9 protein-coding genes are annotated in these 12,290 nt (G+C 54.6%); 1 reads left to right on the top strand and 8 read right to left on the bottom strand.

The genetic code is table 11. The features are described 5' to 3' along the window. Window positions 1-54: 54 nt before the first annotated feature. The 5 genes from arcC to ygeW are packed head-to-tail and all read right to left on the bottom strand — an operon-like array spanning window position 55 to window position 6,167. Complete coding sequence (gene arcC / locus AL479_RS04830; protein ID WP_046483274.1) at window positions 55-987, bottom strand: carbamate kinase; 933 nt, start codon at window positions 985-987, stop codon at window positions 55-57. A gap of 13 nt (window positions 988-1,000) precedes the next feature. Then, window positions 1,001-2,407, bottom strand: a complete 1,407-nt coding sequence (hydA, locus tag AL479_RS04825) for a dihydropyrimidinase (protein WP_061075259.1) — start codon at window positions 2,405-2,407, stop codon at window positions 1,001-1,003. A gap of 48 nt (window positions 2,408-2,455) precedes the next feature. Beyond that, window positions 2,456-3,667 (bottom strand): YgeY family selenium metabolism-linked hydrolase, encoded by a 1,212-nt coding sequence (locus tag AL479_RS04820; protein WP_046483268.1) that lies wholly within the window; start codon window positions 3,665-3,667, stop codon window positions 2,456-2,458. A gap of 58 nt (window positions 3,668-3,725) precedes the next feature. Continuing rightward, entirely contained in the window at window positions 3,726-4,922 is a 1,197-nt protein-coding gene (gene dpaL, locus AL479_RS04815; RefSeq protein ID WP_061075258.1) for a diaminopropionate ammonia-lyase, read from the bottom strand. A gap of 57 nt (window positions 4,923-4,979) precedes the next feature. Next, on the bottom strand, window positions 4,980-6,167 hold the full coding sequence (ygeW, locus tag AL479_RS04810) for a knotted carbamoyltransferase YgeW (RefSeq protein ID WP_042999387.1): 1,188 nt from the start codon (window positions 6,165-6,167) through the stop codon (window positions 4,980-4,982). Window positions 6,168-6,634: 467 nt separating this feature from the next. Between ygeW and AL479_RS04805 the strand changes: the two genes are divergently transcribed. Continuing rightward, window positions 6,635-8,413 (top strand): sigma-54 interaction domain-containing protein, encoded by a 1,779-nt coding sequence (locus AL479_RS04805; RefSeq protein WP_061075257.1) that lies wholly within the window; start codon window positions 6,635-6,637, stop codon window positions 8,411-8,413. 89 nt (window positions 8,414-8,502) lie between these two features. Here AL479_RS04805 and xdhC read toward each other — a convergent pair whose 3' ends face one another. The 3 genes from xdhC to xdhA are packed head-to-tail and all read right to left on the bottom strand — an operon-like array spanning window position 8,503 to window position 12,165. Next, window positions 8,503-8,982 carry a xanthine dehydrogenase iron sulfur-binding subunit XdhC gene (xdhC, locus tag AL479_RS04800; protein WP_042999389.1) on the bottom strand — a complete coding sequence of 160 codons (480 nt, stop codon included), beginning with the start codon at window positions 8,980-8,982 and terminating at the stop codon, window positions 8,503-8,505. Continuing rightward, window positions 8,979-9,857 (bottom strand): xanthine dehydrogenase FAD-binding subunit XdhB, encoded by an 879-nt coding sequence (gene xdhB, locus AL479_RS04795; protein WP_061075256.1) that lies wholly within the window; start codon window positions 9,855-9,857, stop codon window positions 8,979-8,981. Before xdhB ends, xdhC begins: the two co-directional genes overlap by 4 nt. A gap of 10 nt (window positions 9,858-9,867) precedes the next feature. After that, the gene (xdhA, locus tag AL479_RS04790) at window positions 9,868-12,165 is read right to left on the bottom strand and encodes a xanthine dehydrogenase molybdenum-binding subunit XdhA (RefSeq protein WP_061075255.1); all 2,298 of its coding nucleotides are present in this window, start codon (window positions 12,163-12,165) and stop codon (window positions 9,868-9,870) included. Window positions 12,166-12,290: the final 125 nt, after the last annotated feature.

Raw genomic sequence — 12,290 nt, 5'->3', positions numbered from 1 at the left:
GGCCAGGGAGGAGCCAGGCCGGGTAAGCGAAGCCCCCCCGGCGAACGCATAAGATTACTGGCAGATCACGGTTCCTGTTTTTCCTTCAATCCCTTCTTTCGCTTTACTGAGCACCGTAATCAGGGCTTCCCGACCGGGACGGGAGCGAGCGAACGACGCTGCGGCCTCAACTTTCGGCAACATAGAACCTTTGGCGAAATGCCCCTCGCTGATAAAGCGTTCCGCATCACTCAACGACAGGCGATCCAGCCATTGCTCATTTTCTTTACCGAAGTTAATGGCCACTTTTTCGACCGCCGTCAGGATAATAAGCATATCCGCATCGATCATCTCTGCCAGGCGAGCGCTGGCCCAGTCCTTGTCGATCACCGCACTGGCGCCACGCAGATGGTTGCCTTCGCGAATCACGGGAATTCCCCCTCCGCCCACGGTAATGACCACCTGTCCGGCCTCAACCAGCGCGTTGACGGTCTCTTTCTCAATGATGTCCACCGGCTTAGGCGAAGCCACGACACGACGATAACCGCGACCGGCATCTTCTTTGAGTGTATAACCTTGTTTCTCCAGCTGTTCCGCTTCCTGCTGCGTGAAGAATGAACCGATGGGTTTAGTGGGATTCAGGAACGCAGGATCGTGGGCATCGACTTCTACCTGCGTCACCAGCGTGGCGACCGGTTTGTGCATCCCGCGTGAGAGCAATTCTTCGCGTAGTGCGTTTTGCAGATCGTAACCGATATAGCCCTGGCTCAATGCCACGCAAACGGACATCGGCAGCATTGGCGAGTGCGCCTCTGTTTTTGCCGCGGCTTCGAATGCCTGGTTAATCATACCCACCTGCGGCCCATTACCGTGAGTCACGATAACCTCATGACCCTGCGCAATGAGATCCACAATGGCCTGCGCGGTGATTTTGACGGCTTGCATCTGTCCGGCCAGATCCTCACCCAGCGCGTTACCACCCAGTGCGAGAACAATTTTCTTCCTCATTTTTCCTCACTTATCATACACAGTTGTCTGTTTCACAAGCGCCGGGTGGGGTAAACGGCTTACGTCGTAAGAAGCGGCCCCGGCCTGCTTTCCCTGTAAAGACGCCATCGCAGAAGATCGTTTCGCCACGCGACAGCGTTCTGACAATCGCACCCTGACAGCGGAACCCCTCCCAGGGCGAATAATCGGCGTTATCGTGCAGGTGGGCATGATGGATCGTCTGGCTCTGGCGAGGATCGATAATCACCACATCGCCATCAGAGCCTGGTGCCAGTAGCCCCTTCTGAGGCCACAAACCGAACAGCCTGGCAGGCATCGCACTGGTTAACGCAACAAAGCGCTCAGGGGTAATTCGCCCGCTCATCACGCCTTCGGAAAAGAGCAGTTGCAGGCGGTTTTCGACGCCGGGCAAACCATTCGGGCAGCGGCTGAAATCGCCGCCTGAGATCTGCTGGCGCTGCGCCATTGAGAAGGTGCAGTGGTCAGTCGCCACGACGTCAATGGCGCCGTCACTGATACCGCACCAGAGCTTGTCCTGCTCACGTACATTGCGTAACGGCGGGCTGAGAATGAAGTTCAGGCCGTCTTCCCCGTCATAACGACGTTCATCCAGCAGCAGATATTGTGGACAGGTCTCTATCCACACGGGCTGGTGATTCGCTTTCGCCAGGCGTAAATAGTCCAGCCCCAGACCGTTGGATAAGTGGACGATGTACAACGGCGCGTTCCCCGCGATCTGCGCAAGGTTAATCATCCGGGCGATGGCTTCGGCTTCACATTCCAGCGGTCTGCTCAGGGCGTGATAGCGTGGCGACGTTAAGCCAGCGGCAATGAATTCGGCCCGTTTACTGGCGATAGCGGCGTCGTTTTCCGGGTGGACGGTGGTCAGCGCGCCGGACTTGTGCAAACGACGCAGCACCTGCAAGGTTTCATCATCGTTGAGTTTGTACTGGTAGGTCAGATAGAGCTTAAAGCTGCTGATGCCTTCTTCCACCATCATCGGGATCTCATCGAGGATGGCATGATTGACGTGCTGAATAACGCCGTGGAAGCTGTAGTCGATCGCTGCTTTATGCGCGGCGTACCCTTGGTAGACCTCCAGTTGATGGCGCAAGCGACAGCCCGTCGGACCAAATCCCATATGGTCGATAATGGTTGTTGTACCGCCACACGCAGCGGCGCGGGTACCGGTAAAAAAATCATCACAGCTACGGGCGAGTCCGGTGTCGATATTGAAATGCGTATGTACATCAACGCCGCCGGGAAAAACGTAGCATCCCGCAGCGTCAATCACTTCGCACGAGGGGGGCGGCGTAATCTCCGCGTTCAGTTGACGAACAATGCCGCTCTCAATCAGCAGGTCCTGTTTTGCCTGTCCGTCGGCGTTAACGACAATGCCATTTTTAATCAATACACGCATAGCACACTCCAGAAATCCCCCGGTAAACCGGGGGAGACAGGTGGATCGTTATTTCGTTGCCAGCCAGGACAGTGGAATGGCAGCGTACATCGCGGCGCAGGTCACCAGATGTGATTTCCAGGTTTTTTCGTTTGGCGCGTGGGCTTCGGGTTCTTTACCCGGACCAAAACCGATCACCGGAATACCGTGACGTCCCATAATCGATACACCGTTGGTGGAGAACGTCCACTTGTCGACCACCGGTGCTTTGCCGAACAGGCCTTCATAGGCATTGACCAGCGCTTTGACGGTGAAGTGATCTTCTTCCACTTTCCAGGTTGGGAAGTAGCATTCGGTCGGGTAAACCAGCCCGGTCCAGGAGGGGCGGTCATAGTTGTACATCGAGACCACCGCATTGGCTTTTTTCACTGCTGGTAGGGCGCGGATCTCTTCCAGCGCGCCTTCCCAGGTTTCACCCCAGGTCAGACGACGGTCGATAGAGACAGCGCAACTGTCCGCCACGGCGCAGCGGCTGGGTGAGGTGAAGAAGATTTCGGAAACGGTTAAGGTCCCTTTACCGAGGAAATCATCCCAGGCCAGATGTTGTGACAATTCCTGCAACTCGTTGAGGATTGGGCCCATTTTGAAGATGGCGTTATCACCGCGTTCCGGGGCGGAACCGTGGCAGCTAACTCCCTGCACATCAATGCGTATTTCCATGCGTCCGCGCTGTCCACGATAAACCTGGCAATCGGTCGGCTCGGTGCTGACGACAAATTCCGGACGGATACCGGATTGCTCGATGATGTACTGCCAGCACAGACCATCGCAGTCCTCTTCCTGTACCGTACCGGTGACCAGCAGCGTGTACTCATCTTCCAGGCCGAGATCTTTTATGATCTTCCCGGCGTAAACCATGGACGCCATGCCGCCTTCCTGGTCAGACGTGCCGCGTCCGCCGATCAGTTCGTCGGTCTCCATCCCTTCATAGGGATCGAAATTCCAGTTGTTGATGTTGCCGATACCGACCGTGTCGATATGCGCGTCCATTGCGACCAGGCGCGGACCATGGCCGATGTACCCCAGAATATTGCCCATCGGGTCGATCTCGACTTTATCGAAACCCACTTTCTCCATTTCTTGTTTGATGCGATGGATAACACGTTTTTCATCGCAGCTTTCGCTGGGAATGGCGACCATGTCGCGCAGGAAACGCGTCATGTCTTCTTTGTAGTCGTTTGCTTTTTCAAGAATCAGTTTAAAAGGAATGTGCTTAGCCATGACTTTTCTCCAGTGTTCGCTCCCGAATCTCCTGGGGAGCGTTTTCCAATAGGGGGGATTACAGTGCGACCGGATGTTTGCCTTCCCAGACCACTTCACGGTAGTGCTTCACATCGGTATCGCCTTCAGTACTGATGACCAGCACAACGGCATCTTTATCTAACGCCAGTTTGTCCATTAGGGCCTGGCGCTGCGGGTGATAATGGACGGCAGCCAGAACGCCCAACCCTACGGCGCCGGACTCTCCGGAGATCACGCGTGGGTCGCTGCCAAAAGGATTACCCAGCACGCGCATGCCCAGCGCGGCGACGCTGTCCTGGCAGGAGATAAATTGGGTGGCGCAGTTGCGCAGAATTTCCCAGCCGAGCGGGTTAGGTTCACCACAGGCCAGACCGGCCATGATGGTCGCCATATCGCCCCCGACGTTGACGATGTCGCCTTTCACGCCGGAACGATAAATGCAGTCCGCTTTGTCGGGTTCGACGATAATGCTGTGCAGGTTTTGCGGGCCATAGACGTCGACCAGGTAGCCCAGCACGCCGCCCGCCATGGCACCCACGCCAGCCTGTAACAGCACGTGGGTCGGCGTGACGCCCAGGGCACGCATTTGCTCAACGGCCTCATCGGCCAGCGTGGCGTAGCCCTGCATAATCCAGGTGGGGATTTTGGTGTAACCTTCCCAGGCGGTGTCCTGCACCACTTCCCAGCCGTTTTGTTGGGCGTGCTGCATGGTCAGACGGACGGTATCGTCATAGTTCATGTCGGTGACGATGCACTCCGCGCCGAGGTTGAGAATGGCGTCCACGCGCTCTTGCGCCGAGCCTTTCGGCATGTAAATCACCGCATGTTGTCCGAGCTGTTGTGCCGCCCAGGCAATACCGCGACCGTGGTTACCGTCGGTGGTGGTGGCAAACGTCATTTTTTCGCCGATGGCGTTTTTGAGTTGCTCGAAAGAGAGCGTCTCAATATCAAGATGATATTTCTCGCACAGCAGGCAGGCGATGGCCCAGGCTCCGCCGAGCATCTTGAACGCGTTCAGTCCAAAGCGTTTTGATTCATCTTTGACGAGAATTTTCTTCACGCCGAACAGGCAGGCAAGGTCATCCAGCGCACAGAGCGGCGTTGGGTGGTAGCCAGCGATCTTTTGATGAAACTGACGAGCGGCTTTGGCCTGTTTTTGCGAAAAAAGGGGCGACGTTTCACCGTTATAAAAGCGATTGTCGGCAATATCGATCTTCAATGAGAAAACGGACATATCCTATCCTTTTGGCCTCCGGAAAGGAGAGCCGACCGGCAGGTCGGCTCTGGGGGGTTATTTCACGCGCGGTTGCGCTTCTTTCAACAACTGCTCCAGCAGCACGCCAGGCTTCGGATATTTGCGGGAGAGGATCATCGCGGCGATGATGTAGGGCTTCCAGCTGGCTTCTTTGTACGTCGCGATGCGGTATTTTTCGAATACGGCGTCGGTGACTTCCCCTTCTTTGCAGGAGACACCGCTGATATCCGCAGGTAGGCAGTGCATATACAGCGCTTCGCCGTCGCGGGTGAGTTGCATCATTTCTTCAGTGCAGTGCCAGTTTTTATGCTTTGCGTTCTGCTCAAGGCACTGTCTTTCCAGCTCTTTCAGGGCTGCGTGGTCATTGGCGCGCAGAAGTTCGGTACGCTCTTCCATCACTTTGTAAGGTGCCCATGATTTCGGATAGACGATGTCGGCATCTTTGAAGGCTTCTTCCATACTGGTGACCTGGCGGAAGCTGCCGCCGGACGCGTTCGCGTTGTTTTTCGCCACTTCAATCACGTCCGGAATAAGGTCATATCCTTCCGGATGTGCCAGGGTGACGTCCATACCGAAGCGGGTCATCAGACCGATAATACCTTGCGGCACGGAGAGGGGTTTGCCGTAACTGGGTGAGTAGGCCCAGGTCATGGCGATTTTTTTACCCTTAAGGTTTTCCAGCGAACCGAAGTGTTCACGCAGCCAGGCCAGATCCGCCATCGCCTGCGTCGGGTGGTCGATATCGCATTGCAGGTTAACTAACGCCGGACGCTGTGGCAGCACGCCCTGTTTGTAGCCGTCATCCAGCGCGGCACCGACTTCACGCATATAGGCGTTGCCCGCACCAAGATACATGTCGTCGCGAATACCAATGGCGTCGGCGCAGAAGGAGATCATATTGGCCGTTTCGCGGACGGTTTCACCGTGCGCGATTTGTGATTTTCCTTCGTCCAGATCCTGCTGAGCCAGGCCGAGCAGATTAAGGGCGGACGCATAAGAGAAGCGGGTACGGGTGGAGTTATCGCGGAAAACGGAAATCCCTAATCCACTATTGAAGACTTTGGTCGCGATGTTTTCGGCACGCAGCATCTTCAGCGCAGCAGCGACGTCCAGGACTTGTTTCAGTTCATCCGGCGTCTGTTCCCACGTTAGCAAAAAATCCTTCTCGTGAAGGTGTGAGGTCAGCGAATTGATATCCTTTATCAGCTCATTAACAGTTTTCATTGTAAGGTCCTGGTAGTGGAATGACGGCAAGGTGGCTTATTCGCGGTAATGACAAGCGGCATCACCGATATACCAGGGACTAACAATAAGCGTGCCAAAATGAATCCGGCGGCGGATAAATGGGAATTCATCAGGCAATATGTGGTACGGATCACAGAATAAGGCTATCTGTAATTCGCCATGAATATACGAAAACGTTTGGCTTAATAAATAGCGCAATTTGTCAATGAACCGACTGACAGAATAATACCCGGAAGAAGAGTAAATACCGTCAGTTTGATAAACTCACCCCGCTGATTCTCATATTGATATAGAAATGTGATTTCTCTTGCATATTTTCATTATAAAATGATAAAGAGCCTGTGTTTTTATCAAAGCAAATTTTGTCTGAGTTAGTATCCTTATATTCTACGAACCATCAATGTCTTCAATGATCAATCATTTAAGTGATTCCGGAAGGTAAGACTATGGTGCTTGCAACAACGCAGTCCGTTTTGATGCAGATTCAACCTACAATTCAGCGTTTCGCCAGAATGCTTGCCAGCGTTTTGCAACTCGAAGTTGAGATCGTCGATGATAACCTCTGCCGCGTTGCGGGAACCGGCGCTTACGGGAAATACCTCGGACGCCCGTTGAGCGGTAACTCCAGACTGTTGCGCTATGTACTGGAAAGTAAAAAAGAAAAAGTCGTGACGCATTCCCGCTTTGACCCGTTGTGCGAAGGCTGTGATAGCAAAGATAATTGTCGCGAGAAGGCTTTTCTGGGAACACCGGTCATTCTGCAGGACCGCTGTGTAGGCGTGATCAGTTTGATCGCCGTAACGCATGAACAGCAGGAACATATCAATGACAACCTGCGTGAGTTTTCAGATTATGTTCGCCATATATCTACCATTTTTGTTTCAAAACTTCTTGAAGACCAGAGTGGCAGCGACAACATCAGTAAAATATTTTCGACAATGATCGAGAATATGGATCAAGGTGTATTGGTCATTGATGAAGATAACCGTGTACAGTTCGCGAATCAAACCGCGTTAAAAATTCTTGGCGCGGCGCAGAATAATATGGTGGGAAAGTCGGTCAGGTTTCGGCCATTAACGTTTGAAAGTAATTTCACTCACGGACATATGCAGCATATCGTCTCCTGGGATGATAAAAGTGAACTGATCATTGGTCAGTTGCATCATGTGCAGGGACGGCAATTATTCCTGATGGCCTTCCACCAGTCGCATACCAGTTCCTCTGTATCGATTGCCACCGATGAACCGCATATTGAACAACTGGTGGGTGAATGCCGGGTTATGCGCCAGCTTAAGCGGCTGATCGGTCGTATTGCCCCCAGCCCGTCCAGCGTCATGATTGTGGGGGAAAGCGGTACCGGAAAAGAGGTGGTCGCGCGCGCCATTCATAAACTGAGTGAACGACGCAATAAACCGTTTATCGCCATCAACTGCGCGGCGATACCGGAACCGTTGCTGGAAAGTGAACTGTTTGGCTATGTCAAAGGCGCATTTACCGGCGCTTCCGCCAATGGGAAAACGGGCCTGATTCAGGCGGCAAACAGTGGAACGCTATTTCTCGATGAAATTGGCGATATGCCCCTGATGCTACAGGCTAAACTACTCAGGGCAATTGAGGCGAGAGAGGTGTTGCCGCTTGGTGCGAGCAGTCCGGTTCAGGTCGATATCCGCATTATTTCCGCCACCAATCAGAACCTTGGGCAGTTTATCGCCGAAGGCAAATTCCGCGAAGATCTGTTCTATCGACTGAACGTCATCCCACTGACCCTGCCACCGCTACGTGAACGACAGGACGATATTGAACTACTGGTGCACTATTTCCTGCATCTGCATACTCGCCGTTTAGGGCTGGTCTATCCGGGAATTGCACCGGATGTGGTGACCCTGCTCAGACACCATCAATGGCCGGGAAATCTGCGTGAATTAAGTAACCTGATGGAATACCTGGTCAATGTGGTTCCTTCTGGCGAGGTGATCGACAGCACGCTTTTACCGCCAAATCTGATCAACAACGGTAAAGCGCCAGAATCCATTGGCGCGGTCGCTCATGCGGCGCAGTTGCTGTCTGAGGACACCGGCGGAACCGCGCTGGAAGAGATGGAAAAGCAGATGATTCGCGAAGCGCTATCCCGCCACTCCAACAAAAAACAGGTGGCGGATGAGTTAGGCATCGGCATTGCGACGCTTTATCGCAAGATCAAAAAGTATGAGCTGTTGAACGCGTAACTATTCATGCAGGCGCGTTCAGGTTGCATCGGGGCGACACACGCGTGAACGTCGTCAACCCGAAGGCAACCTGAAGGATGAGGCGTTAATTATTCAGGCTCTGTGCAGCGCTGGACGGTATCGACAATCATCTGATAACCGGTGCAACGGCACAGATTTCCCGCCAGGCCGCGACGGATCTCCAGAATGGTTAATGGTTTTTCCCGCGGCTTTGCCAGCAATGCGGTGGTCGCCATAATCAGACCCGGCGTGCAGAAGCCACACTGCACGGCGCCGGATGTCGCATACGCCATCTGAACACGCGAGAGCTGACTGCCAGCCGATTCACCTTCCAGGGTGCGGATCTGTTTTCCTGCTGCCCACGCGGCAAGGTACAGGCAACTGTCGATGGCCGTGCCATCAACCAGCACCGTACAGGCCCCGCATTCACCGACACAGCATCCCTGTTTGACGCTCAACAACCCTTGTTCGCGCAGGAGTTCAGAGAGCGGCATCCCTGGCATGATGCTGAGCTGAAAAGGGTGATCATTAATGACGCATTCCAGCGTGATTCGGTTAGTGTCATTCATTGCAGCTTTCCTCCCGCCGCGACAACGGCCTCAGTAACCACTTTCCGGGTCATCGTCTGGATGAGATGCAGACGAAATTCCTTACTTGCTCGCCAGGAAGAGCGCGGGGCGACATCCTGCAGAACGGATTCGGCGATCGCGTCCAGCGTCTGGTGGGTCAATGGCGCATTTTGCGCCGCATTCTCCGCATGCTGACAGCGGACGGGTGTGGGAGCCGCAACGCCGAACGCCAGGCGAAGTTCTTTGACTCTGCCGTTATCCAGCTGGCATCGTGCTGCACAACCAATGGTCGAGATATCCATCGCATCGCGCATGGCATATTTAAAATGCGCGCTGCCGGTATGCGCCCTGGGCTGCGGTGGGAAATGAAAGGCAACAAGGATTTCATCTTGCTCAAGAGCGACTTTTCCGGGGCCGGTGTGAAAACCGTTAATGCTGGTAAAACGCACCCCCTTTGGCGAGGTGATCTCAAGCGTGGCGTCATAAATCAGCGTTGGCGTCGCCGAGTCTGCGCTGGTTGCGCCATTGCAGATATTCCCGCCGTAGGTGGCGACATTACGGATTTGCGGTCCGGCGATGGAGGTGGCTGCCGCACACAGGGCTGGCAGATGTCGTTGCGCGACGGGATGCTCGATAATCTCGCTAAAGGTGGTGGCGGAACCGATACGCAGCCCCTCTTCCTTCGTCAGGGTAATGCCTCGCAATTCGGGCAGATCATGAATATCAACGATATGACGGTAACGCGCATTATGATGATGGAGCTGGATCAATACGTCGGTTCCGCCTGCGAGCAGTTTCGCCTGCGGATAGCGCGCCAGCAGGCTGATCGCCTCGGCAATGTCTGAAGCGCGATGATAAGAAGCAAAGTCAAACATGGTCATATCCTCAAATCAAGCCAGCCTGGTGGAACTCCGCATACAACCGTTTTGGCGTCAGTGGCAGCGTATTAATCGCAACGCCTGTGGCCATTTTCACCGCGTTACGAATGGCTGCAGCAACAGGAATAATGGGCGGCTCGCCGAGGGATTTATGCCCATACGCCGATTGCGGCTCCTGCGTTTCAACGAATGCGCTCTCCAGTTGCGGCAGGTCAGGCATGGTCGGCATTTTGTAATCAAGGAGATTCGGGTTACGCACCAGACCACTTTCCGCATCGATGATCATCTCTTCAAACAGTGACCAGCCAATGCCCATTCCCATCCCGCCGTGCACCTGACCTTCCGCCAGTTGTGGGTTCAGAATATGGCCTGAATCGTGGACATTGAGGATACGATTGATCGTGACCTTGCACAGTGCGATATCGACGCTCAGATCGACAAACGTGCAGCCAAACGCCGGTGGGTTAGTGGTGGTTTTCACCGAGCATTCCGCTGACAGTTGGCCGCCGCGTTCCGGATGGTAAAACGCATCCATCGCCAGCTCTTTTAATGACAGCAACGGAGAGTCTGGTCGATCGGTAAGGACGATGTGTCCTGCCGTCAACGTCAGACTCATGACGGACTGATGCAGCATGTCGGCAGCGTGATGGAGGATCTTATCGCGCAGTTGTATTGCTGCCTTACGTAGCGCTGGCGCGGCGACATAGCTCTGGCGAGAGGCAAATGCGCCAGGGTCGAACGGGGTAATATCGGTATCCTGGGTTGAAATGACGTGCACATCGCTGACCGGTACGCCGAGGGTTTCCGCTACCATCTGCGAGAAGACCGTATCTGCCCCCTGACCGATTTCCGTCGCTCCGCTCTGAACGTTGATGGTTCCATCCTGATTCATCAGCAGGCGGGCGCCAGCGATTTCCACGCCGACCGGCCAGGTGTTGGAGGTATAGCTAAAACAGGCGACGCCGACGCCCCGGCGGATGTTGCCCTGCTGGTGCAGACATTCAGCGCGACGGGCGTCCCACTCAAACAGCGCGCGGCCTTTTTGCAGACATTCCGGGAGCCCCGCGCTGTAGATGCGTTTGCCGGTAATCGGGTTCGTGTCGCCTTCGCAGGCCGCATTACGCAGTCGAACCTCGACCGGGTCGAGACCCAGCGCCGTCGCGGCGTCATCCAGCATCGATTCCACAGCAAAGATCACCTGCGGCGCGCCGTAGCCGCGCATCGCGCCAGCCGAAGGAAGATTGGTATAGCAAGTGGTGGAACGGTAAGCGTATGCGCTACGGGGATAGAGATAAGCCACTTTGTTGCCGCCCGCCGAGGCGATCGAGTGCCCGTGTGAGGCGTAAGCGCCAGTATTTGACAGAACATCCAGACGATAGCCTTTCAACGTGCCGTCGCGATTGAGCCCCATCTGTCCATCCATCGTGAACGCATGACGGGTACGGGACGCGAGAAAACACTCTTCACGGCTGAGAGAGACTTTCACCGGTATACCGCCCAGTTTGCGCGTCAGGAAAGCGGCCATTGGTTCTTCCAGCACATCCTGCTTGTTTCCAAATCCGCCGCCGACGTACGGTTTGATAACCCGCACGCATGACCACGGAATGTCCAGCGCCTGGCCCACGATCCGTCGTACAATGTGTGGGATCTGCGTGCTGGAGACGATGGAGATTCGCGAGTCATCTTCCATCCAGGCAAATGAGGTGACGCTTTCCATATGGCAATGTTGAATCACCGGCGTCTGGTAATGTCCCTGGAGTTGATAATCCGCGGCATCAATGGCCTGCTGGACATTCCCCGTGGACATTTCACTGCGATTGAGCAGATTACCGCCTGGGTGAATGGAGACGGCGTCCTGCATCAGGGCCGCTTCTGGAGTGGTAATTACCGGGAGTTTTTCCCATTCCACATTCACCAACATGGCCGCTTTTTCTGCGGTTAACTCATCTCTTGCCACGACAATCGCGACCGCATCGCCATGATGGCGTACGTGGCGAGTCAACAGAAAACGGTCGGCGGTGTCGCGTTTGTTCTCATCCAGCGTCCAGGCGTGTCCTGCTGTGGCGAAGGGAATATCCGGTACATCTTCCCAGGTAAACACGGCCAGTACCCCGGGCAGGCTTTTCGCCTCGTCACAGTTGATGCTGGTGGCGTAACCGTGGGCAATCGGACTGCGAACGTATCGGGCATAACACATGCCCGCCATCATATAATCATCAGTATATCGAGCCCGCCCGGTCACTTTAGCGATGGCATCCACGCGCATACATGACTCTCCGGTAGCGGTTGCTTCCCGCGCATCCATAAACGTCCCCTTGATTTAACTATTCGGTTCCTGAACAACCGTTAAATCAGGCAAGAATTACGCCAGAAGCGCAAAGTTGAGCCGCGAGAAAAGGGAAGTGTGACGGAGATAATAATATGGCCTGT

The organism is Citrobacter amalonaticus (assembly GCF_001559075.2).
Taxonomy (GTDB): domain Bacteria; phylum Pseudomonadota; class Gammaproteobacteria; order Enterobacterales; family Enterobacteriaceae; genus Citrobacter_A; species Citrobacter_A amalonaticus_F.
The sequence above is the reverse complement of the archived record's forward strand: the minus strand, read 5'-3'. Positions and strand labels throughout refer to the sequence as shown.